Consider the following 24,196-nt stretch of genomic DNA (forward strand, 5'->3'; position numbering starts at 1 on the left):
TTAATATTTCGATTTAAGTGTATTTTAATAATGTACTGATTCAATGTTTGTGCAGTAATTTTAGCTAGAATTCTGGTTTTAAACCCCTCAAAAGTCTTTGCATAATTGCGTATAATCATAAATTGATCACATTGTTGAGAAAAAAAAGTTTCAATTCATTTTTGATATTTTTTGAAGGGACCTTTTCGGTGTTTCTAATCGAATATGAACTTCATTAAATAAGTCAATTTGAATTGTTTGTGACAAATAACCTTTATCCCCAAGTAGCAAACAATCATACATTTGAGTTTTAACATCTTTCAAAAAATGAATGTCATGAACAGATGCGGCACTAATATCAATACTTTGGAAAACACCAGTTAAAGAACAAACAGCATGAAGTTTATAGCCATAAAAAGACATTTGCTGAGAAGCACAAAAAACTCTATTTGGTGCACTATACTGATGTTCTTTGCAAATTTTAGAGCGATTAATTTTTGCTATTTTACACACTTCCAACGGCATACTATCAACGATAAAACAATTTTCAAATTCATTAAATTCTTTCGCTAATTTGAGGCGAATACTATTAATTTACTCTGATAATCTACGTTTTCTACGATTGTAAATACTACGCTCAATTTTACAACATAGCGCTTTAGGAAGATTTCGAAATAAATGATTTTCACTATCAATACCCATAAATTCAGCTGTTAAAACAAGACTTATGAGTTATAAATCAAAAAGTTTAGGTCTTCTACGTTGATAAATTAAAAGTGTATCTGTGGAAATTTTTCGTAGAACTTCCAATATTCTTTCATAATTAGCAACTAAGTTGTTCATTGTAAATATTTTGTAGTTAAAACAATTTACTGATTTTCAATCAAATGAACAACTTTATTATTTAGTAATCAAAATGCACAACGGGTGTCTTATATCTTTTCTTACTACGGAAGTTTTGTTAGGATATCCAATTCTCTTCATAGTCTTATTTTTATAAAATAGGGTAACAAATCTGAACACTATTTTCTATAGAAAAAACGAATGATACATAATTAACATTTTATCCAAATAAGACATACATTGCTTTATTTTTATCAATTATCCATTATTAAATACTTATTAAATGATTAATAAATCTTTTTTTTATTTTTTTTTATAAAATTAAAATCGATACTCATTAACAGATAATTTTTATTTGAATTTTATACATTTCAGAAAGTGAAATCACGTTAAAAAATGAAGAATATTTAGGAATATATTAACCTAATAAAAACAAAAAAGGCAACCAATTGGTTGCCTTTTTTATTATAATATTTAAACTGATTAATTAGTCAATTTTGATATTATCGATAACTAAATCATAAGCTTCATCTTTTCCTACTTTTAGTGCAAAAATATTTTCACCAGCAGTTTTTTGAATATCTACTCCTTCAATATTTAGAGTAACAAGAACCCATTCGCCTTTAGTATCAATTTTACCTGTATATTGATTTGCATCAATTGGTGATAAAGATACATTTGCATTCGATAAATCTCCTACATTATATACTACGTATTTTTTATCAGATTTATACACATTTAGTGACAATGATTTCCCAGATGTTCCTTTTACATAAAATGTAATTTTCTTTGGAGTTGCAGGAATTGTATTATTTACAATAGTTGTAAATACATAATCATTTGCTTTTGGTGTTCCTTTTAAAAGTAATGCATTTGTGTTATCTCTACCAACACCAACTCCGCTAGTTGCATAGGTATCTTTCACTAAGCCAAAAGAGTTAATAGAAGATAAAAAGTCAGCCCAAACATTGAAATCAGCACCTTTGAACAATAAATTTGCTGCTTCGGAATTATTGCCTCCACCTGGATTTTGGCCTCCACCTACATCAAAACGAGGTTGATCGAATTTTACATCTTTTGTATCGCGGATAAATACTTGATAAGTTGAATTGTATCGAGAAACTACTACTGTAATAGACCCGCTTTTTTTAGGTAAAACATCTGCATACCATGTTGCGTAGCCAGAGTTACGTAAATCTGTTTCTTTTCCTTTTTTATCCACAATCACTCTATTCACTGTTGCACCTGAAACCCCATACGTTTTATCTCCATCAGGATCACTGAATTGAACTCCCTCTATCGTTACTAATGTATTTAGATTTTCAGGTTTTAAAGCATCTGTTAATGAAGAAACAACTTTTGGTTTAATCGTTTGGATTGCTTCACATGTTTTAACCATATAAGTTGACATGACAGCACTTGGAATACGACCAACAGTATATTGTGGATCTACAGAACCTATTTTCATTACTCCACGATCATTCGCAACTATTAACCCTTTCAAATTAATTTGTACTTGCGCTCCCAATGGATAAGAATTATATAAATTACTTCCGTCAATTTCTATTTGGATACCTGTTGTAGGGTTCTCAACTTTATCTTGTAAAGAAATCGTTTTGAAAAAATTCCCCGTTTCGTCACTAGATATAACATATGCTTGTACGATTAAATCTTCTGCTATTGCTTTATTAGCATCTAATTTTATAGATCCAGCAGTTACTTTAGAAACTAAATCAGCCAAAGAAATATTAGGACTTGGTAAATTACATTCAATTGGAGGTGTTGCATAATCATCATCTTGCACACAAGATTGCGCTGTAAATAAACCTAAGCTTAAAACACCAGCTATTGTTAATTTTGATATTGTATTCATTTTAAATTGTGTTCGTTGTTAATAAAATTAAAATCTGAAATAAATGTTCGCGAAATAAGTTGTTCCCATTCCGTAGAACATTTTTGAACCAAACATACGTTGGTAGTTTTTATCAATTGCATTATTATAATTACCTGTACGCATTTGTTCAAAACCTCCTGTAACATAGTTTTTATTATTCAGTACATTGTTTACTGTTCCTGAAATCCCTGCTGAATATTTACCAATACGGAACGTTTTTCCTAAATTGATATTCAACATAAACTCATCACTAAACTTCTCTTGTTTCAAAACTTCTTTCAATCCTTCTTCTGTTACTCCATTAATTGGAATCCCATTTTGGGTAATAAAATTAATTGTTCTTCTAAAAGGAGCAGGATCTGCATAATTGTTCATTAAATAGTTTCCAGAAACACCAACCCACCAAAATTTAGGATCACGATACTCAGCACCTAAAGTAAATCCTGATTGAGGTCCAGAAGCAAGTTTATAGTTTTCTAAATAAGCAGTTCCATAATTTTTGTAAGGAATTCCATTAATCCCAAATTCATCAGAATATAGGTTATAATCAGGATTGTCTTTGTATACATATTGTCCAATAGCAGCTACGGCAGAAACTGTAAGAACTGGTAAAACTTGCGCTTCTACAGCCAACTCAGTTCCTAAATATTCTTTTCCAACACCTGTCATCACTTCAGAAACAAAAATTTGATCCGAAACACCATCAATATATCCAAAAGCCTTCTCTATCTCATCTTTTGTTCTTGTATAAAAAGCCGTCGCACGAGCTTTGATACGTGGAGCTCTTAAAATATAAGATAAATCACTTGAGAATATTTTAGCACTTTCTATTCCATCAACAGTTACATCATTAAGACGTGCATTTGGAAAAATCTCATCAGAAGTTGGTGCTTCTGTCTGATACATTACATTTGCTTGAATAAAGTTACGTCCATCTAATTTAACTAAAAAGTTAGATTTTACACCAAAGTCTACAAAATCATACGTTTTACTCTTTCCGTAAGAATTGTCTTTATACATTTCATTTTGGAACTTTCCATCACGATAAAACTTCGTTAAAGCAGCTTTCATTCCAACAGTAACATCTAAGTATTTAGATTTAATTTTAGACTGCGCGAACAAATCTGCATAATCACGATTAATTTCGTAGTAATACTCTTGTTTATCTCCTTTCTTAGCAACATAATCAGGATCTAATAAGTTGAAATTATAAAAATGATTAACAGGTAAATTTGTCGTCACATTAAAATCATCTACATTTAATACATATTGTGCTCCTAATAAATCTTGAATCTCACGATACAATTTAGATTTTGTATTTTGATAAGATGCTGCAATTGTTAAATCTATATTTGAAGTTAATTCAGTTTGAAAATTAGTATAAGCCGTAGCTGTTTTATCTTCATTAACATCTGCAGTTAACCAATAAGCCGCTCTTCCTGTCGTACTATTTTCATTCGCACGATACATACTTGCCCAATCTAACTGAGAGATTTGACCACTTCTCCATAATTGCTCTCTTTCTGCGATTGCATCAGCAGACGCTCCATTAAAAGCTAAGTAACTCGGCATATTACGGTAATATGTTGGTGAAGGATTATTTGCTTTAAACCAATCTAAACGAGATCCACTTTCTTTTCCAAATTGATACGAAATAGTTGTCGTTAATTTTGATTTATTATTAATATTCCAATGATGCGTCAACATATTAATAGGCTCAAAAGTTTTCTTTACACGTTCATTACGTTTTTCACCATCTTGCCATCCCCAATAAGAATTATAGTAAATACCTTTCAAATCCACAACTTCTTGTGTATTAGGTGAACCAGTAGAACGACGAGTTGGAGCACCGAAACTAGTTAAGTTTAAAGTATGTTTTTCATTAAACTTTTTCTCAACACCTAAGTAGTAAGCATACGCATCATAAAAAGTACCTTCTATAATACCTTCATCTGCCCAACGTCTACTTCCTGAAACCATAAATGCCCAACCGTTATCCATTAATCCTGTATTGTATGTTGCCATTACACGATTTCTGTATGAACGATTTGTATTAGAATAAGCCAAACTTACTCCTTTACGCATTGTTGAAGGTCGAGTATCAAAATTTGTAACTCCTCCTAAATCTCCAAAAGCATAATTAGAAGGTTCGATTCCGTATGTTAACTCATCTGGACGACGAGTTACATCATTCAAACCTCCCCAGTTATTAAAAGTTGCACGACCATTATCCATTTTGTTCATACGAACCCCATTAAATAATACGTCATTATATTTGTTGTCTAAACCTCTTGGTTTAAACCAATACGAACCTAATTCGTACGCAGAAACGCGAGCAAAAACATCGCGCGAAGATTGTAAAAGTCCTGAATTTGAAGCTGTCGAACTTTCATCATCAGATAATTCATCATCTGTTAATGTAATAATTCCAACTTCTGCTGTATTTGGATTAAATGTTAATTTAATATCACCTAAGTCAAGCTCTTTTTGCCCTGTTACAGTGATTTCTTTTTCATATGGGTCATAGCCCACGCCATAAACTTGTAATTTGTATGTTCCATCCGGAATATCTACAAACTGAAAATAACCTATACGATCGGTGATAGCAGCATCGCTTACTGCTCCTCCGTCCAAACGTACAGTGAGGTTATAAACCTCTTCACCTGTAGCAGCATTTTTTGCTACCCCAGTAACCTTTGTTTGCGCCTGCGCCATAGCGACAGTTGCAGCAAAGACTGAAAGACTTAACAATAATTTGTTCATTCAAACGAATTTTTATTTATAAATTAGCTCTCTATTTCCTTCATCAGAAAAAATAGGACAACAAATTTAATAAATTCATAATTAATAACATATGTTTAAAATTAATAAATCTTTAACTTTATTAATAATTTTTAATTTATTCTTAACGTTAAATGTTAAAGCTCAAAGCAAATATTCAAGTGCAACTGTAGCCTTTTACAATGTTGAAAATCTTTTTGACACCATAAAATCAGTTGGATATGTAAATGGAACTTTACCTTTTAATGACAAAAATTATCACATTCAGATTGCAGAATCTGACATATCGAAGTACGAAACAGAAGAATTCAAACAAAGTTATACGTACGAAAATATAAAAGGAAAGAAAATTATCCGTCCATTAATTCTTCAAGAAGAATTTTTACCAAACGGAAATAAAAGATGGAATACAGAAAAATATTTCCAAAAAGTCAATAATATTTCAAAAGTTATTAGCGAATTAGGCGCAGATGTTACAGGCTCTGCTCCAGTAATCGTAGGTATTTGTGAGATCGAGACAAGAGAAACTTTAGAAGATTTAGCAAAAAGCTCTGCTTTGAAAAAATACGATTATGGTGTTGTTCATTTCAATTCGTTTGATGCTCGTGGAGTTGATACAGGTTTATTGTATCAAAAATCTCGTTTCAAGGTTATTGATGCAAGACCTCATCCAATTTTCAATTATGATGCTGAAGGTAAACGCAAATATACGCGTGATATTCTACAAGTTACAGGTTTATTAGACGGTGAAGAAATCACTTTTTTAGTGAATCACTGGCCTTCTCGTAGTGGTGGAGAAAAAGTTTCGATGCCAGCTCGTATGGAAGCAGCAAAGGTGATGAAAGGAATTTTTGATGAGTTAAAATCTAAAAATCCAAATGCAAAAGTAATTGCAATGGGTGATTTTAATGATGATCCTATTTCTCCAAGTATTAAAAACATATTTGATCCGGCTGGAGAAATTGCTAAAGTTTCGGATAACGGATATTACGATCCTATGTTACCTTTATATAAAAAAGGTGTTGGTACTTTAGCTTATCGTGATGCTTGGAATCTATTTGATCAATTTATCTCAACTTCATCATTGGTTACAAAAAATAAAGATTATTCAACGTATAAAATCTTCAAAACTGAAATTTACAACAAAGATTATTTAAAAGCGACAGAAGGTGCATATAAAGGCTTCCCTAACCGTATGTGGAGCGGCGATACTTATCGTGCAAACGGTTATTCTGACCACTTTCCAGTCTATACAATCTTATTAAAACAAGCAAAATAAAAATGAACAAATTAGAGCAATTATTTAGTCAAAAAAATAAAAACCTCATTACAATATACACAACAGCTGGGTATCCGAATTTATCGGATACTCTTGTTATTTTAAAAGAATTAGATCAAAATAATGTTGACATTATCGAAGTCGGTATTCCATATTCTGATCCTTTAGCTGATGGTCCAACAATACAAGCTACAAGTGAAAAAGCGTTAGCAAATGGAATGACATTGGACATTTTGTTTGAGCAATTAAAATCGGTTCAAAATCAAATATCTTCGCCAATTGTTTTAATGGGTTATTACAATCAAGTAATGACATTCGGATTAGAAAAATTCTTACAAAACTGTCAAGAAAGTGGAGTTTCAGGCTTGATTTTACCTGATATGCCGTACGAAATTTACTTGACGCAACACAAAGAATTATTTGAGAAATACGATCAAAAAGTTACATTTTTAATTACACCTTTAACAACAGAAAAACGCATTAAAGAGATTAATGATGCAACTTCTGGATTTGTTTATATCGTTTCGAGTTCAGCTACAACTGGTGCTACACAATCTAATTATAATGAAGATTTTTTGTCAAATGTTAAAAATCTAGGCTTAACAAAACCACATCAAATTGGATTTGGGATTTCGACAAAGGCTGATGTAGAAAAAGCTTGGAATTACGCAAATGGAGCAATTATAGGAAGTGCTTTTTTACGCGTTTTAGAAAATTCAACCGGAAATCTTTCAGAAGCCATAAAAAATTATCTTTCAGAATTGAGATAAAAAAATAGTTTTCAAAACAAAAAGCAAGCTTAATTCAGCTTGCTTTCTATTTTGGAAATGTTTTATCTAAAAAATTATTCAACAATTAAGATGAAATAATTCTTTTTACCTTTTTGTAATAAAACATATTTATCAGCAATTAAATTTTCTGTTGTTAATACAAATTCTTCCGCTACTTTTTCTTTGTTTACAGAAATTGCGTTTGCTTTTAATTCACGACGCGCTTCTGAATTTGATTTTAAGAAGCCTGATTTTTCTGCTAAAGCAGTAACAATATCCAATCCCGCTTCGATATCAGTTTTTGCAATAGTTGCTTGAGGCACACCTTCGAAAACTGATAAGAAAGTATCTCCATCTAATTCTTTCAAATCTTCTGAAGTTGATTTTCCGAATAAAACTTGAGATGCTTTTTCTGCTTTGCGTAATTCTTCAACACCATGAACTAAAATTGTAATTTCAGTTGCTAATTTACGTTGTAATTCGCGTAAATGTGGCTCTTGACGATGACGCTCGATTAAATCATCAATCGCTTCTTTTTCTAAAAACGTATAAATTTTGATGTAACGTTCAGCATCCGCATCCGCTTGATTCAACCAAAATTGGTAGAATTTATAAGGAGAAGTACGGTTTTTATCTAACCAAATATTTTCCCCACCTTCTGATTTTCCAAATTTAGTTCCGTCCGCTTTTGTTGTTAATGGACAAGTAAACGCAAACGCTTCTCCTTGAACTGTACGTCGAATTAATTCTGTTCCTGTCGTAATATTTCCCCATTGATCAGAACCTCCCATTTGTAATTTTGCACCTAATTCTTTGTACAAGTGTAAATAATCGTATCCTTGAATCAATTGATATGTAAATTCTGTGAAAGACATTCCGACATTAGACTCTGATGAAAGACGCGATTTTACTGAATCTTTCGCCATCATGTAGTTAACTGTAATATGTTTCCCTACGTTACGAGCAAAATCAATAAAAGAGAAATTTTTCATCCAATCGTAGTTATTCACCAATAAAGCTGAGTTACCATTGTTCGTATCAAAATCTAAGAAACGAGATAATTGCGCTTTAATTCCAGCTACATATTTATTTAATGTTTCTTCATCTAACAAACTTCTCTCTGCAGCTTTACCAGTAGGATCACCGATAAAACCAGTTGCACCACCAACCAAGGCGATTGGACGATGACCGTGACGTTGCAAATGAACCAATAAGAAAATAGGAACCAAACTTCCCACGTGAAGAGAATCTGCTGTAGGATCGAAACCTACATAACCAGAAGTCATTTCTTTATTTAGTTGTTCTTCTGTCCCTGGCATAATATTGTGAACCAATCCTCTCCAAGTCAATTCTTCAATTAATGGATTCATAGTATTTTAATATATTTTTTATCTAATTTTTACAAGATACAAAGTTATGATTTTTCAGTAGATAATAAATGATCTGCCAAAATAAAACTTATTTGATATATTTATTTAAAATTTGAATAAAAGGAATACATGCAAACACTTTTCGAGAACGAAAAATTTAAATGGATAAACTTACAAAATCCAACAAAAGTTGAGTTGAATGAAATTGCTACAAAATATTGTTTTCAGAAATTAACGATTGAAGATAGTTTGGAGCCTGGACATTTACCTAAATATGAATCAGATGATTCAAAAGTTTCGTTTTTGTTAATTCGTTTTTTTGATAAAGAACATCGTATGTTGAAAAACACTGTTCGAGAATTTAGTCACAAAATCAGTATTTACATCGGCGCAGATTTTATTGTGACTGTTCATCAAAAAGAAACGGATATTTTTGACAAAATTCATAAAAAGTATTTAGCTAATATTGATTCTTCTAAAATCTTAATCAAAGGTATTTTATATCGTATTATTTCCGAAACCATCAAAACTTACGAAGAGCCTGCATATCAAATGGACGAAGAAGTTAATCAACTCGAGCATTTGATTTTTACGGATGATTTCAGAAAAATTAAACTTCCTACCTTATATAAAATCAAACGAGAAGCTACAGCTTGCAAAAAAATATTAGATTATACGCTTGAAGCACTGAAAGAATATCGCGCAGATAACAAAAAGACAAGTTCATCACAGGATTTGTACGAAGAAAACGTAAAAATGTTACACTTGCATTCGCAAATTGTAGATGATGTACAAAGTTTGTTAACAATTTACCTTTCGTTAAATGGACAAAAATCGAACGAAATCATGCAAACGCTTACCGTTTTTTCTGCATTTTTCTTACCCTTAACCTTTATCGCTGGAATTTATGGAATGAATTTCGATTTCATGCCCGAGTTAAATTACAAATTAGGCTATCCAATTTGTTTACTTGTCATGTTATTAGTGGTAATTTTTATTTACTTTTGGTTCAAGAAAAAAAAATATTTATAATTCAGTATGATTTTCGTAACGGGAGGAACAGGTTTGGTTGGCGCGCATTTGTTGGTAGAATTGGCAAAAAAGCAACAACCTATTCGTGCCTTAAAACGAAAAACATCGAACACAGAAACCATCCAAAATTTCTTTGCGGAACAAAATGCTTCGCAATTTTATCAATTTATTCATTGGATTGATGGTGATTTGTTGGATGTAACTGAACTTCCGAATTTATTAGACGGAATCGAGACAATTTATCACGCTGCGGCTTTTGTTTCATTTGATGAACGTCAAGAAGAAGAAATTTTCAATACGAATATTTTAGGAACTGAATCTTTAGTAAATGAAGCGATTGATTCTGGCGTGAAAGAATTTTTTTTCATCAGTTCTATTGCTTCAATGGACGATTTGAATCCAGCAACTAAAATGATCGACGAACGTTCTGGTTGGAATAATGGCTTAACACATTCTTCTTATTCTATCTCTAAATTTAGAGCAGAAATGGAGGTTTGGCGCGCTTCACAAGAAGGCATTAAAGTTATTATTATTAATCCTGGTGTAATCATCGGAACATTGGATACTAAACGTGCAAGCGAAAGTTTATTTCAACAAAATTCGTCAAAAAGCGATTATGCACCTTCTGGTGGAACTGGTTTTGTTGATGTTCGCGATGTGGTGAAGATTTTTTTAGAATTAATTAATCAACAAGTTTACAATCAAAAATTTGTGGTAATTTCTGAAAATAAAAGTTACCGAGAAGTATTTGATCTTGTTTCGATCAATAGCAAACGTTCAGTCAAAAATGTTTCGAATTCAACCTTGAAAATCATTAAAAATCTATCTATTTTTAGTCGAATCTTTGGTGGAAAATATATGACAAAAGCGAATTATTATTCGTTGACAACTTATACCAAATACGACAATTCTAAAGTTAAAAATTTGCTTCAATACGAATTTATTCCAATCAAAGAAGCAATTGATTATCATTATAAACGCTTTCAAAAGCTGAATTCTACAAAATAGTTTACTTTTGTTTTATGGAACAACAATTCATTTCAACACTTTCAACAACTGCTTCGGAATTAAAATCAGGAAGCGTTTCTGCTAAAAGTCCATCAAATATTGCGTTGGTAAAATATTGGGGAAAAAAGAAAAATCAAATTCCAACCAATAGTTCAATTAGTTATACGTTAACCAATAGCTATACAGAAACTGAATTAAAATTTTCGCCAAAAACATCGGATGCTTTCGAAGTTGAAGTTTATTTAGAAGGTGAATTGAAAGAAAGTTTTACTCCAAAAATCATTACTTTTTTCGAAAGAATTACGGCTTACATTCCATTTTTGAATCAATTCAAATTTGAAGTTCACACACATAATTCTTTCCCACATAGTTCTGGAATTGCTTCTTCAGCTTCTGGAATGTCGGCAATGGCATTATGTTTAGTTCAAATTGAGAATATTCTTGGCGCAAATTTATCAGAAGAAGACGCCAAGAAAAAAGCTTCTTTCTTGGCTCGTTTAGGTTCTGGAAGTGCTTGTCGTTCGGTTTACAAAGGTTTGGTTGAATGGGGAGAAAATGATTTTATCGAAGGTAGTTCAGATTTATTTGGAACAAAATATCCAGATGTCGAAATTCATGATGTTTTCAAAACTTTTCATGATACCATTTTATTGATTCACGAAGGTCAAAAATCGGTTTCTTCTACTGTTGGTCACAATTTAATGAATGGACATCCGTATGCAGAACGTCGTTTTGTGGAAGCAAATGAAAACTTAAAAGCTTTATTACCAATTTTAAAATCTGGCGATATCAAAGCGTTTGGAGAATTGGTAGAACATGAAGCTTTGACATTGCACGCCATGATGATGATGTCGAATCCTGCATTTATTTTGATGAAACCAAATACAGTTGCTGCTTTAGAAAAATTGTGGGAGTTCCGTCGTGAAACAGGAAATCATTTGTATTTCACATTAGATGCTGGCGCAAATGTACATTTATTGTATCCTTCGCAAGATGCGGAAGCTATTGAAATTTTCATCGAAAATGAATTGAAACAATTCTGTCAAAACGGAAATTATATAAAAGATAAAGTGAGTTTTTAATCACTTCTAAAATAAAAGGTTGTCAATTATTTGATAACCTTTTATTTTTTTATTAATAGTTTCTCCATTAACCCATAAATAATCAAACTCAAAAAAAATACTCATTCCGATAACAGCAATAATATTTCCTAAAGCAATTTCTATTGGGAAGAAAACTAATCGTATTGTGGAAATAATAGTTGTAAATAGAACTACTTTTAACCAAAAAATGTAATCAAATTTAGTTTTTAGAAGAATTTGTTTTGGCATTTTATAAATCCAAAAAGCTATAAAAATCGTACCTAAAAAAGTGCTAAAATGTTGTTGAAATTTATACCCTTTTACTTCGAAATTTTTGAAAGGAATTTGAAACCACGTTTACTCTAAAGCTGGAATTAATTTCGTTAAATTTCCCCATACGTGTGTGAAAGCATCCCCAAAAAGATGTGAATATGCAAGTATTAAAATTGATAGAATTACAATTATAGAATGTTTTTTGAAATAATCAATCCAATCGAAATTTAGGAATTGAGCAAATCGTTTTTTTTAAAAATAAGGTAAATGATGAATTAAAACATTTCGGACAAATAAGTAAAAAACAAAACTATAAATCGGCGCAATTGGTAAGTCAAAATACAAAACGCCTCAAAACAAATGAATATACGTCGCTACAATCTCCATTCGAGAGAAATATTCTAAATCTGGCGACATCGAACCAATGATTAATCTCGTCATCGAAAACCAATTCGATTTTAGCTTTTTTAGCACAAGAACAATTGCTGGATGGCAAAAAGTTAGTGGCATTTAGGTTTTATTTTGATGCAAAGTAAATCAAAATATCCATTAATTACCAAAACGTTTGATGTTAACTTTTCGCTCCTTAATTTTCAAAATAAGCGGTTCATATTCTGTATTTTGTTCCTTTTCTACCGTTACTTTATTCAAATATGTTTTTGCATAAACATGTTCTGGTAAACTATTTTCTACAAGATGAAACGTATAATTTCCGACAGGTAAAAAAGCTGTATATTCACCTCTATCATTTGTTTTAACTGTAAAAACCTGTCCATTTTCGTGATTAAAAATCAATGTAAATCCGAATAAATTTGCCGAAACCTGATACTCCAAATTTGAAGATAATTCATACTCAACTTTTCCTCTCACAATACCAGTTTGTTGCATTGGAATAGAAATAGAAGTCGTTTTCGCATTGATATTAACCGCGAAATCTTGTGCAAACCATTTTTGTCCAGGAAGTTTGATTATATAATTACCATAAGGAACTTTTTTATACTTGATATTTCCTTCTAAATCTGTAATAAAATTCGTTTCATTTATCTTTACATTACGACTATCAGCCACTTTATCACCTTCATCAAAAATACCATTTGCATTGTAATCATAAAACACAAACAAATTCAATGTTCCTTCTTTTACATCTGTCACAGTGCGTTTCGCAGGCAAATTATATTGAACACCAACCTGCAAATAAGTTTGTTTGTTGTTAAAAGTTTTCGAATCATAATGACTAAAATTAGCTTGTGTACTCACAATAAAATTATCAATGGGTTGATAATCTAAAGAAGCTCCAAAAGTTAGAGTATTTCCAAAATTTTTGTCAATATTATAATAAGTAGAAACTGCTGTATTCAATTTTTTTTGAAAAAAGCTTTGACGAAAACTCGCCGAATTTGTAAAACGTTCTAATTGATGATTTAAATTATTCATCGAATAAACTTCTGCAATCATCATACTTCCTCTTTGATAAATTGAGTTTAACTGAAAGTTTTTAACACTCCACGTTAATTGTCCATAAACAATTGGATCAGCATTTCTCAATTCTTTTAGTTCAGAAAATCCTCCCAAAGCATTCAACACCAACTGATGCACACGAGAATTAGACAACCACGTAAATGTTCCGTTCAAATAAACTGATTTAAAGTCCATCGGCATATACTTAAACGTCTCATAATTCAGAATATTTGATTTTTCTATATTCAATTTAGGAGAAATCGAAACATTAAAATGACTTGCCAATTTGAATGATATACCCGTCTCAAAACGTAACGCTTTCGACTCATTCGCTTGTGTATAATTCATCAAATATGGATCGATAGATTTCGGATTGTTATTGGTAACCGTTAACGAAGACCACAACGAAAATTTAGAAAACGTTCGTTGAAAACGCTGATTAAGATACAATGCTCCACGTCTCGTCCCCGGATAATATCCTGAGCTGTAATAATTGGAACTATAAAAATTAAATTTACCAATTGTTCCAGAAACATTTGCAGAAATCGACATCGAGTTTTCGACATTGTTCGTCTCTTTAAATTTTGATAAACCATACCCAAATTTCACTGAATGATTCCACTTATTTGGTGTAACCCATTTGTAACCATTTGTCAAAATAAAGTTCGTTGTAGAATAAGTTCTATCAAACAAAGCTGTTGTTTCTAATTCGTTTTTATCTTTTATTAAAAATCGTCCATTCGCAAAAGTTGTGTTGCTATTCTTGAAAACATCGTTCGTCAAATCATCTAATAAATTATAATTTTTTTCGACCGTTCCGACTACAATTCGGTTATCATTCTTATCATAATTATTAAACAACATCACTCCTCGTCCGTTAACTGGAATATCAAAATCGTTATTATTGATTGATCCGATTAAAATTCCTTTGTCTTTGCGTTGATATTTCACCCAAGAATCTGTCAAAACCATGTCTTGATTCTTATTCCAAGTTGTACCATTAATATTATATGCAAATTCATTCAACCCAACCGAAAATTCTTGATGAGCCATTAAGTTATAATTCGCATTAGCAGAATTAATATCGCGAGCAGTTAATCGAACATAATTTGAAGAAAAATTGGTCCAATTCTGATTTAGCATTGTTGGATCTATATACACACGATTGGAACTTGCATTCTGTATCGTAAAAAACACATTTCCTGCAAAATCTTTGGTCGTTGTATAACCCGAAACATTTGCCTGAAAACTTTCAATTTTCATCATATCTCGGTCGACATATTTAGAAAATCGAACAATTTTTTCTTGAAAAGCTTCAACTATAAGTCGTTTGTTATTATAAGTATAACTTCCTCTGAAATCAGGAAGTACATTGGTTAACAAAATTTCTTCGGCTTGATTTCCCATATTCATTACTTTTAATTCATAATGAATAGAATCTCCTTCTTGACGGTAAAAAATATTACTCTGGACAGGAAAAATTTTGATGTTTCTCTTTTGCAAAACAACAACTGAAGTAACAGATTTTCCTATTTCTTTTTTACTTAAAAAATCAATAATATTGAATTCTAAATCTAATTTCCCAGCCATTTGCGATTTACTCACCGTAAATTGCATAGGAATAAAAGCCTTCTTGTTTGGATTGATTTTTATTTGAAGATTATCTTGCGAATACGATCTTATAGCCGAAGGGATTTTAAGTGCCAGACGAGCATTTATCGTATCATTGGTTGTATTTTCTAATTGAAGAATAACAGAAAAGTTGTTGCTATCTTCTAATTTAACTTCTTTTATTGTACTAAATTTCAATCCGTTATTTATTGTTTGAGCACGCAAATTTTGTCCGCTAACAAGCATAAGCAGAATAAAAAATACGCTCCGAAAATAATTGATTGAAAAGAACATATTGTTTTACAAAGGTGTAATCGTGTACAACAAAGAAGTTGAATAATTCCCAGGTTTGCTATTCAAAATTTTATTATCCGACGGAGTTGTATAATAAATAATATTATACTTTTTTGAAGCTGTTTTAGAACTATTCGTCATCAATGATTGATTGTAATTCGAAAGTTTTATAACCTTAGAAAGATTATTTGTTTCGATGTCTTTTATCTGAACATTGATTGAATTTAATTCCAAATTCTGCGCATCACTTGATTGTAAATATTGATTAATCGACGAAACTTGAATATCGTAAGCTGTATCAGAAGAAACAATTAAGCCATTTTGATATTCTTTCTTCACACCATTTTTATAATCTTGTATCGTATTGAAAACCAATTCTCCATTTACAGCAGAACCATCGACCGCAATAGAAAGCGTCGGAACTGGTTCATAATTTCCGTTTGGACTAATTTGCATTTCAATCGAAAAAAGACTTTTTCCAATCACTGTTCCAAATTCATTCAATAAAGAAAACTCGAATTGAATTGGATAATTGTTCCATGATTTTAGAGGATTTAGATATGCTCCTGCATCAATCACAATATCATAATTCAGTACAATTGCACCATATTTTCCTGCTGGTGTTGCAATTGTTAAAGGTGAACTTCTGATAAAATATTTTGGTGAAAAACTCATCGCGATATTATTCTGAATAACTCCTAATTGATTTATTGTAGGATAATTCTCTGAATAATATTGAGAAGTTGTATAATTATTAAATTTTAGCTTCAGTTTTTCGACAGGAAATTCTTTTTTCTGAGAATTGACAATAGGCGAAACAACACGCGCAACTAAAGACCAATTTTTATAATTTAATGCACCAGTCATATGCATTTGTACAGCCACAACATTAGACACTGTAACTCCACTACTTCCATTTACTTGCACCCAACCTTTATTATGAGCATTTAACGTAAACTGAGCAGAAACTGCCATTGTCAACAATAATGTTATGGTTGAAACTATTTTCTGAAACAAGTTACTATTTATCATTTGAGAACGTCAATTCAGCAATTTTCAATTGATCATCTTTCTCAAAACTTAAAGTTGAGGTAACAATATACGAGCCTTTTGGCAAATCCTTTGGCAATGGTATATATACAATTCTTTTATCATTGGGTAAACTATAGAAAACTGCATCTTGCAATTTTGTTTGTTGACCATTTTCTTGATTAATGATTTCATTTGTAATCGTTCCTTCGCTCCAAACATTTCCTTCATTGGAAATATTAAGCACCAAACGATTTTCAGTTTTATCGTAAACAAAATTTGTAAACTCTACATTTGTATCACGTGCAATATTTAATCGTTGATAAATTTTGATACCTGTACGAATCGAGAATATAATATTTTCTCCACTTTTATTTTGTCCAGCAATCGGATTTGTTTGCGTGATGTACATCATTGCTGTATGCACACTCTCTGTATTTATCTTTTCTGGAACTTGCATCAGAACTTCTATTTCTTTCGATTCTCTTGGCAAAAGTGTAAATGTATTACTTGGTAAAACTGTGATCCAGTTTGCATTACTTGTTGGTAAAGTATTAGGTTCAGAGACTACATTACCTCCAAACTCATCATACTTCCAATCATTAAAAGAAACAGACAACTCTAATGTATGTACATCACTTACATTGGTTACCATAATCTTTTTACGCTCAGACTCACCAGGATTTAACGCAAAATAAGTCCTTGGTGGACTTACAGTAATACCTGATTGTGCACTAATCTTAGTTGAAACGATTAATGCTAAAAAAGAAACGATTGTTAAAAAACGAAGAACTTTCATAAGCAAAAACAGAAGTGATATTTTTCAACATCACTTCCTATTTTTTATATTATTGTGCTTCTATTGTATAAGTTACAGTAGTTGTATACACGGTAGGATTCTCAACATTGTTATATTTGTTAACATAAGCGTCTCCTCCTGTTCCACTATACGCAACGTTAAATTTTAAATTTGTACCACCAACTTCACTAGAAATCAAGTTTTTGTCTGATTTTTCTAATGTAACTTTTGTGAAAGTTGATCCTGATTTATTCTCTGAACCTAAAGTTGCTACTAAGTTAATTGTATTTACAGGGATTTCACCTTCACCTACTTCTCTAACTAAATTTTCATTCTCAGATTTTACTTTTACAGCAAAACCACCAGTACTATATACAATTAAGTGGTCGTTCATAGTTTTTGTAACACCATTAGAATAATCATCTTTTGTTTTATACTCTAAGTCTACTTCATTACTTTCAATAACAATTGTTTGAATTGGGTGTAGTTTTACGTTTAATGTTGCTGTTGCTGTTTTAGGCCCAGGCCCAGTCGTAGTCGGATCTTGAGCGAAAGCTGTTCCAGAAACTAATCCACAGAAAATTGTTAAAAAAAATGCTAATTTTTTCATCATTTTAAAATTTGTTAAAAATTTATTAAAAAATATTTGTTAAATAAACTGGTAGTTTATATATTTAAGATTGGTTATTCTCAAATGCGATGCAAATGTAGAAGTTATTTTGTGTTCTTAAAAGATTAAATCATACCAAAAGATGATGAAAAACGACAATTCTAACTATTTAATTCGGAGTACTTTGTCTGAATTTAGTCGGAGAAATCCCCGTGTTTTTCTTGAAAAACGCAGTAAAATTGGTTTCTTGAAGGAAATTGAGTTCCAGCGCAATGTCTTTTATTGACATTTTTGAGTTGACTAATAAAATCTTTGCATTTTTCATCAATTCTTCAACAATCATTTCTTTTGCTGTTTTTCCAAAAACGATTTGAGTTGCTTTATCTAACCTTCTTTTTGTAATAAAAAGTTTATCACTGTAAAAAGATACTTGTTTATTTTCCTTGACATTTTCTTGCAAAAGTTTTTTGAATTTTGTCGCAAGTTCTACATCAAAATCATCTTGTATAAATTGGCTTTGCATATCAAATGTTTCCATTTGACCATTGATAATAATACGTTCCAAAAGATTATGAGCAAGCTTCATATCTAATTCATTTTCGAATGCAGTAAAGAAATATTGCAAATAATTAGCCTCAAAAATTGGAGCAGAACAAATTGTATTCTCAACAATATTTATAATATCTCGCGAAAAAAGTGTAGAATTTTCTAACTTCAAGTTTTCTTCGATAGATTTTGAATAAAATTCTTGTTTAAAAACAATATAATAAGCATCAGTACGAGTAGTTTGTTTCACAAATTCTTGAGAGATATTGGGAGCTATAAAAAGAAAATGGTTTTTAGGAATCGAATATTCTTTTCCATTTATTTTATGAACAAATTTTTTAGAACCAGACCAGATTATTCCAAAATACTCATCAACGGATAACTCTTTTCTCAATTTCTCTATTTGTACGATATCATTCAATTCAAATGCAGTTATACCTACATCAAAAATCAACTTATTATAAACATTTCGATTATTGAACAACATACATCTATACTATTTTATCAATGTTTTCTATACAAAAATTACACCATTTTTAATCAAATCACTTGATATAAATCAAGTTATAATTTTAGTGCTCCAAAAATAATAAAATACAATATGCTATTTAAGTATTTTAAAAAATTAACTAAAAAAGAAAGCTTATTTTTAATGAATAAAAAAAAGTCTCAATAAATATTGAGACTTTTAAATGTATTAATGTAGAAATTTTCTAATAACCTTTTGCTCCTTGCTCTCCTTTTACAATCGCCAATGCAGACGATGTTCCAATTCTTTTCACGCCTAAAGCGATCATTTTTTCAGCTTCTTCTGTTGTGCGAACTCCGCCAGAAGCTTTCACTGGAAGCGAACCTGAATTTTCAAGCATCAATTTAATAACATGCTCATTTGCTCCATTTGGTTCTCCATTTTCAGTTTTATAAAAACCTGTAGAAGATTTTACAAAAACTTTTGATGCTTTTTCTTCACCTGCTTTTTCTAAAACAGTATCACGAATTAATTGTGTTATACCAACAATCTGTTCATCTGTTAAAGCAGCAGTTTCGATAATCCATTTTACAACTTTACCTTCACGCAATGCGACTAATGTTGCAGCTTCTACTTCTTCTTTTACTTTATCACTATCACCTTTTTTGAACGCTTCGTAGTTTACTACAAAATCTAATTCATCGGCTCCATCAGCAATTGCTTTTTGCGCTTCTCTCAACTTTTCATTCAAATCGTAAGTCCCTTCAGGAAAACCAATTACAGTTCCCAAAACAACATTCGATTTTTTCTCATCTAATAATTCACGAACTGATCTTACATAATCAGGACGAATCATTACTGCATAGATATCATTATCAATAGCTTCTTGTGCTAACTTATGCACCATCTCTAATGTATCAGAATTCGAAATACCTGCTTGTTCAGGTGTTTTAAGATACGTCGAGTCTAAATATTGATTAATATTCATCTTTGTATATTAAAGTTTTATTTGTCTATCTATTGGTTGCTCCAACGAAATTATAGTTTCTGTACGTGTAACGCCATCAATTTGCTGAATTTTTTTGTTCAACACATTCATTAAATGTAGATTATCACGACTCAAAATTTTAAGGAAAATCCCGTAATTTCCCGTTGTAAAATGAGCTTCCACTACTTCTGGAATCTCTTCCAAAGCTTTCACAACTAATTTATAAGAAGAAGGTTTGTCCATAAAAACACCAACAAATGACATCGTTGAATAACCTAAAATTGAAGGATTTACAATTACTTTTGTCGAATCAATCACTCCAGAAGCTTCTAATTTCTTGATACGTTGATGAACAGCCGTATTTGATATACCTAATTCTTTTGCTAATTGCGAAACAGGTATATTAGCATTGTCCATAAAGGCATTCAGAATCAACTTATCGATTCCGTCAATCTCAACCTGACCATTTTCGTGGATTCTCACCTATTCTTAAAATTATACCGCTACAAATTTAATATTTTAAAATGGTATAAACGGGAAAATGGTCGCTATATCCACCGAAATATTTTCCGCCAACAAAAGTTCTGAATGGCAAACCTGTAGATTTTCCGCCTGTATTCTTCAAAAAATCAGCATCAAAAATATCTGTTTTTATATATTCTAAATTTGTGTGAGAAGTAAAAAATCCTTTCGAAAAAAGCTGTTGATCAAACAACATCCATTGTTTTTTAAAAATCATCGAACCTCTTTTATAGGATTGTAGACTGACCATTGGATTGAATAATTCGTTTCTGTTTATCTCTTCTTGTTTAGAACGTGTATCCAATTCATCAATTAAGTCAGAATTTGTTGGAGCATCATTAAAATCTCCCATCACAACAATTTTTGCCGAATAATTTTCGGTTAACAAATCGTTAATTCTTTTTCGAATCGTTTTAAAAATATGTTGACGTTTTAATTGATTGACTTCTTTATCAATTTTAGAAGGTAAATGAACAATAAAAAGATGAATAATTTCGCCAACTAAAATTCCTTTTACATACAAAATATCTCGTGTATAAGATTTTGTATCATACTGATCTTTAAAGATAAATCTAATTGGTTCGCTTTCTATAACTTCAAAAAATTGTTGACGATAAATTAATCCAACATTTATTTTTCTTTCGTCTAATGATTTATATAAAAGTGTTTTATAATCGCCATCTTTCAAAAAATCATTTTGAATCAAATCTTGCAAAACCTCTTCATTTTCAACCTCAGCCAAACCAACCAAACATGGTAATTCATTTGTTTCTAATTTGCCAATTTTAGAGATGCAAAATGCAATCTTATTCACCTTTGTATCGTAACGATTATCTTTCCATTTGATAAAATTACTGGGCAAAAAAGATTTGTCTGAAGATTTAGAATAAAAATTTTCGACATTATAAAATGCGATTGTCGCTAGATTTTGTTTCAAAAGAATTGTTTTTATGCAAAATTAAGAAAGAAACTAAGTGTATAAAAATTGGTTTCTTAAAAGAATTAAATAGACAGCTCTTTCAAAAGTGAAATTATACATGAAGTTGAAAAAAAAAACAGTCAAAAATTATCAACTTGAACAATTTTGTTTCAATAAATTATCAACTTGACGACCTATCAAAAATCATGTTAAAAATTATACTAAAATTAGTGTAAATGATTGATTTATGGTCAACTTAATCTGCTAAATATTGTATATTTGCAAAGTTTGCAGTTTCTGCATTCAAAATTGAAAAAATGTATTTTTAATTGACTATTATTAAAATAGTCTCAAAAAAATTTAAAACATAATGTCAAAAATTCATTACACACTTACGGATGAAGCTCCGATGTTGGCAACTCACTCATTTTTGCCAATCGTACAAGGATTCACGAAAACAGCTGATATTACCATCGAAGTTCCAGATATTTCTTTAGCTGGACGTATTTTAGCTAACTTCCCAGAATTCTTAAAAGAAGAACAAAGAATTCCTGATGCTTTAGCAGAATTAGGAGCTTTGGCGACTACTCCGGAAGCAAATATCATTAAGTTACCTAATATTTCGGCTTCTGTTCCTCAATTAGACGAAGCGATTGCAGAATTGCAAGCGAAAGGTTTTGCTGTACCAAATTATCCAGCTGAACCAAAAAATGAAGATGAAAAAGCAATCAAAGCTAGATACGGAAAAGTTTTAGGTTCTGCTGTAAACCCAGTTTTACGTGAAGGAAACTCTGACCGTCGTGCGCCTAAAGCTGTTAAAAACTATGCAAAAGCAAATCCTCACAAAATGGGAGCTTGGGCTACAGATAGCAAAACAGAAGTTGCTTACATGAAATCTGGTGATTTCTACGGTACTGAAAATTCTACTACGTTAGAAAACGCAACTGAATATACAATCAAATTTTACGGAGAAGATGGTTCTGTACAAGAATTAAAATCAGCCGCGCCTCTAAAAGCTGGAGAAGTAATTGATTCTTCTGTAATGAACTTAAACTCTTTAAAATCATTTGTTCAAGAAGCGATTCAAGAAGCAAAAGATAAAAACGTATTATTGTCTGCTCACTTAAAAGCAACAATGATGAAAGTTTCTGATCCTGTTATTTTTGGAGCAATCGTTGAAACTTTCTTCAAAGATGTTTTTGTAAAATATGCTGATACTTTCAAAGCATTAGATATTAATCCAAACAACGGTTTAGCTGATTTATTCGAAAAAATCAAAGGTCATGCACAAGAAGCAGAAATCAAAGCTGCAATTGAAGCTGATTTAGCAAACGGACCACGTGTAGCAATGGTGAATTCTGATAAAGGAATTACTAACTTCCACGTTCCTTCTGATATTATTGTTGATGCTTCTATGGCTGCATTGGTAAGAAACGGAGGTAAAATGTGGAACAAAGATGGCGCTGAAGAAGATACTGTAGCGATCATCCCAGACCGTTCTTATGCTGGTTTCTACGAAGCTGTTGTAGACGATATGAAAGCAAATGGAGCGTTAGATCCTACAACAATGGGTTCTGTTCCTAATGTTGGATTAATGGCTCAAAAAGCGGAAGAATATGGTTCTCACGACAAAACTTTCCAAGCTCCTGCAAACGGAACAATCAAAGTTGAAGACGCAAACGGAAACACATTATTAGAGCAAAAAGTTGAAACTTCTGATATTTTCAGAATGTCTCAAACGAAAGACGCTCCTATTCAAGACTGGGTTAAATTAGCGGTTAACAGATCTCGTTTATCTGATACTCCAGCAATTTTCTGGTTAGATAAAGGAAGAGCTCACGATCAACAAATCATCAAAAAAGTTGAAAAATACTTAGCTGATCACGATACAACAGGTTTAGATATTCGTATCATGGACGTTAAAGACGCGATGAAAGAAACTTTAAGCCGTGCAAGAGAAGGAAAAGATACTATTTCTGTTTCTGGTAACGTTTTACGTGACTACTTAACAGATTTATTCCCAATTTTAGAATTAGGAACTTCTGCTAAAATGTTATCTATCGTTCCATTAATGAACGGAGGTGGATTATTCGAAACTGGTGCGGGAGGATCTGCTCCAAAACACATCGAACAATTCGTAGAAGAAGGTTACTTACGTTGGGATTCTTTAGGTGAGTTCTTAGCATTACAAGCTTCTTTAGAGCACCTTTCTCAAACACAAGGAAATGCAAAAGCTCAAACTTTAGCTGATGCTTTAGATGAAGCAAATGCTAAATTTTTAGCAACTGACAAATCTCCAGGTCGTAAATTAGGAACTATCGATAACCGTGGTTCTCATTTCTATTTAGCTATGTACTGGGCAGAAGCGTTAGCAAATCAAACAAAAGATGCTGATTTAGCTGCTAAATTTGCTCCTGTTGCAAAAGCTATGGAAGAAAACGAAGCAAAAATTAACGAAGAGTTAATCGGAGCGCAAGGTAAACCTCAAGATATTGGTGGTTACTACAAAGCAGATTTTGCTAAAACAACTGCTGCAATGCGTCCATCTGCAACATTAAATGCAATTGTTGACGGAATCTAATCCAACACAACATTTCTTTATAAATTTAAAACCTCGAGAAATACACTGCCCCCAAAAAG

Annotated in this window: 17 protein-coding genes and 2 pseudogenes; 6 read left to right on the forward strand and 13 right to left on the reverse strand. The window is 31.4% G+C overall.

The genetic code is table 11. The annotated features are described in order from the left end of the window. The 3 genes and pseudogenes from B4E59_RS08405 to B4E59_RS08415 form a co-directional block, all read right to left on the reverse strand. Positions 1-822: pseudogene (locus tag B4E59_RS08405) on the reverse strand (IS982 family transposase); the annotation flags it as partial. A 487-nt stretch (positions 823-1,309) separates the two neighbouring features. Further along, positions 1,310-2,695: a DUF5689 domain-containing protein gene (locus B4E59_RS08410; RefSeq protein ID WP_291052470.1), complete on the reverse strand. Its 1,386-nt coding sequence runs from the start codon at positions 2,693-2,695 to the stop codon at positions 1,310-1,312. A gap of 27 nt (positions 2,696-2,722) precedes the next feature. After that, positions 2,723-5,479 carry a carboxypeptidase regulatory-like domain-containing protein gene (locus B4E59_RS08415; RefSeq protein WP_291052473.1) on the reverse strand — a complete coding sequence of 919 codons (2,757 nt, stop codon included), beginning with the start codon at positions 5,477-5,479 and terminating at the stop codon, positions 2,723-2,725. 91 nt (positions 5,480-5,570) lie between these two features. Between B4E59_RS08415 and B4E59_RS08420 the strand changes: the two genes are divergently transcribed. Further along, on the forward strand, positions 5,571-6,776 hold the full coding sequence (locus tag B4E59_RS08420; protein ID WP_291047845.1) for an endonuclease/exonuclease/phosphatase family protein: 1,206 nt from the start codon (positions 5,571-5,573) through the stop codon (positions 6,774-6,776). A 2-nt stretch (positions 6,777-6,778) separates the two neighbouring features. Next, positions 6,779-7,546 (forward strand): tryptophan synthase subunit alpha, encoded by a 768-nt coding sequence (gene trpA, locus B4E59_RS08425; protein ID WP_291052476.1) that lies wholly within the window; start codon positions 6,779-6,781, stop codon positions 7,544-7,546. 74 nt (positions 7,547-7,620) lie between these two features. Here the strand turns inward: trpA and tyrS are convergent, their stop codons facing one another. Continuing rightward, complete coding sequence (gene tyrS, locus B4E59_RS08430) at positions 7,621-8,916, reverse strand: tyrosine--tRNA ligase (RefSeq protein WP_291052479.1); 1,296 nt, start codon at positions 8,914-8,916, stop codon at positions 7,621-7,623. 129 nt (positions 8,917-9,045) lie between these two features. On the opposite strand from tyrS, the gene B4E59_RS08435 reads away from it, so the two are divergent. The 3 genes from B4E59_RS08435 to B4E59_RS08445 are packed head-to-tail and all read left to right on the forward strand — an operon-like array spanning position 9,046 to position 12,038. After that, positions 9,046-9,948, forward strand: a complete 903-nt coding sequence (locus tag B4E59_RS08435) for a CorA family divalent cation transporter (protein ID WP_291052482.1) — start codon at positions 9,046-9,048, stop codon at positions 9,946-9,948. 6 nt (positions 9,949-9,954) lie between these two features. Next, positions 9,955-10,956: an NAD-dependent epimerase/dehydratase family protein gene (locus B4E59_RS08440; protein ID WP_291052483.1), complete on the forward strand. Its 1,002-nt coding sequence runs from the start codon at positions 9,955-9,957 to the stop codon at positions 10,954-10,956. Positions 10,957-10,970: 14 nt separating this feature from the next. Next, positions 10,971-12,038 (forward strand): diphosphomevalonate decarboxylase, encoded by a 1,068-nt coding sequence (locus B4E59_RS08445; protein WP_125350010.1) that lies wholly within the window; start codon positions 10,971-10,973, stop codon positions 12,036-12,038. Positions 12,039-12,044: 6 nt separating this feature from the next. Here the strand turns inward: B4E59_RS08445 and B4E59_RS14595 are convergent. The 9 genes and pseudogenes from B4E59_RS14595 to B4E59_RS08495 all read right to left on the reverse strand — a co-directional run bounded on the left by B4E59_RS14595 (position 12,045) and on the right by B4E59_RS08495 (position 21,574). Continuing rightward, positions 12,045-12,821 (reverse strand): annotated as a pseudogene (locus tag B4E59_RS14595) (DUF4184 family protein). Positions 12,822-12,860: 39 nt separating this feature from the next. Next, complete coding sequence (locus B4E59_RS08460) at positions 12,861-15,578, reverse strand: COG1470 family protein (RefSeq protein ID WP_291052485.1); 2,718 nt, start codon at positions 15,576-15,578, stop codon at positions 12,861-12,863. Positions 15,579-15,680: 102 nt separating this feature from the next. After that, the gene (locus B4E59_RS08465; RefSeq protein WP_291052486.1) at positions 15,681-16,706 is read right to left on the reverse strand and encodes a hypothetical protein; all 1,026 of its coding nucleotides are present in this window, start codon (positions 16,704-16,706) and stop codon (positions 15,681-15,683) included. Continuing rightward, positions 16,696-17,502, reverse strand: coding sequence for a fimbrial biogenesis chaperone (locus tag B4E59_RS08470; protein WP_291047860.1), 807 nt, complete (start codon positions 17,500-17,502; stop codon positions 16,696-16,698). The genes B4E59_RS08465 and B4E59_RS08470 overlap by 11 nt, the downstream gene beginning before the upstream one ends. 49 nt (positions 17,503-17,551) lie before the next feature. Continuing rightward, positions 17,552-18,112 carry a hypothetical protein gene (locus B4E59_RS08475; protein ID WP_291052487.1) on the reverse strand — a complete coding sequence of 187 codons (561 nt, stop codon included), beginning with the start codon at positions 18,110-18,112 and terminating at the stop codon, positions 17,552-17,554. Between the two features lie 169 nt (positions 18,113-18,281). Continuing rightward, positions 18,282-19,145: a helix-turn-helix domain-containing protein gene (locus tag B4E59_RS08480; protein WP_291052488.1), complete on the reverse strand. Its 864-nt coding sequence runs from the start codon at positions 19,143-19,145 to the stop codon at positions 18,282-18,284. Between the two features lie 226 nt (positions 19,146-19,371). Continuing rightward, complete coding sequence (deoC, locus tag B4E59_RS08485) at positions 19,372-20,115, reverse strand: deoxyribose-phosphate aldolase (RefSeq protein WP_291052489.1); 744 nt, start codon at positions 20,113-20,115, stop codon at positions 19,372-19,374. Between the two features lie 9 nt (positions 20,116-20,124). After that, the gene (locus B4E59_RS08490; protein ID WP_114998761.1) at positions 20,125-20,598 is read right to left on the reverse strand and encodes an Lrp/AsnC ligand binding domain-containing protein; all 474 of its coding nucleotides are present in this window, start codon (positions 20,596-20,598) and stop codon (positions 20,125-20,127) included. Positions 20,599-20,626: 28 nt separating this feature from the next. Continuing rightward, positions 20,627-21,574 carry an endonuclease/exonuclease/phosphatase family protein gene (locus B4E59_RS08495; protein WP_291052490.1) on the reverse strand — a complete coding sequence of 316 codons (948 nt, stop codon included), beginning with the start codon at positions 21,572-21,574 and terminating at the stop codon, positions 20,627-20,629. A 352-nt stretch (positions 21,575-21,926) separates the two neighbouring features. Here B4E59_RS08495 and B4E59_RS08500 point away from each other — a divergent pair, with 352 nt between their 5' ends. After that, entirely contained in the window at positions 21,927-24,137 is a 2,211-nt protein-coding gene (locus B4E59_RS08500) for an NADP-dependent isocitrate dehydrogenase (RefSeq protein ID WP_291052492.1), read from the forward strand. Positions 24,138-24,196 lie beyond the last annotated feature (59 nt).

Source organism: Empedobacter sp. UBA2044, assembly GCF_002333005.1.
Lineage (GTDB): Bacteria > Bacteroidota > Bacteroidia > Flavobacteriales > Weeksellaceae > Empedobacter > Empedobacter falsenii_B.

What these genes read in the sequence shown, in the direction of transcription:
- B4E59_RS08445 (WP_125350010.1), top strand. Translation starts at nt 10,971, where the DNA reads ATGGAACAACAATTCATTTCAACACTTTCAACAACTGCTTCGGAATTA.
- B4E59_RS08480 (WP_291052488.1), bottom strand. Translation starts at nt 19,145, where the DNA reads ATGTTGTTCAATAATCGAAATGTTTATAATAAGTTGATTTTTGATGTA.
- deoC (WP_291052489.1), bottom strand. Translation starts at nt 20,115, where the DNA reads ATGAATATTAATCAATATTTAGACTCGACGTATCTTAAAACACCTGAA.
- B4E59_RS08415 (WP_291052473.1), bottom strand. Translation starts at nt 5,479, where the DNA reads ATGAACAAATTATTGTTAAGTCTTTCAGTCTTTGCTGCAACTGTCGCT.
- trpA (WP_291052476.1), top strand. Translation starts at nt 6,779, where the DNA reads ATGAACAAATTAGAGCAATTATTTAGTCAAAAAAATAAAAACCTCATT.
- B4E59_RS08500 (WP_291052492.1), top strand. Translation starts at nt 21,927, where the DNA reads ATGTCAAAAATTCATTACACACTTACGGATGAAGCTCCGATGTTGGCA.
- B4E59_RS08435 (WP_291052482.1), top strand. Translation starts at nt 9,046, where the DNA reads ATGCAAACACTTTTCGAGAACGAAAAATTTAAATGGATAAACTTACAA.
- B4E59_RS08420 (WP_291047845.1), top strand. Translation starts at nt 5,571, where the DNA reads ATGTTTAAAATTAATAAATCTTTAACTTTATTAATAATTTTTAATTTA.
- B4E59_RS08470 (WP_291047860.1), bottom strand. Translation starts at nt 17,502, where the DNA reads ATGAAAGTTCTTCGTTTTTTAACAATCGTTTCTTTTTTAGCATTAATC.
- B4E59_RS08475 (WP_291052487.1), bottom strand. Translation starts at nt 18,112, where the DNA reads ATGAAAAAATTAGCATTTTTTTTAACAATTTTCTGTGGATTAGTTTCT.
- B4E59_RS08465 (WP_291052486.1), bottom strand. Translation starts at nt 16,706, where the DNA reads ATGATAAATAGTAACTTGTTTCAGAAAATAGTTTCAACCATAACATTA.
- B4E59_RS08440 (WP_291052483.1), top strand. Translation starts at nt 9,955, where the DNA reads ATGATTTTCGTAACGGGAGGAACAGGTTTGGTTGGCGCGCATTTGTTG.
- B4E59_RS08410 (WP_291052470.1), bottom strand. Translation starts at nt 2,695, where the DNA reads ATGAATACAATATCAAAATTAACAATAGCTGGTGTTTTAAGCTTAGGT.
- tyrS (WP_291052479.1), bottom strand. Translation starts at nt 8,916, where the DNA reads ATGAATCCATTAATTGAAGAATTGACTTGGAGAGGATTGGTTCACAAT.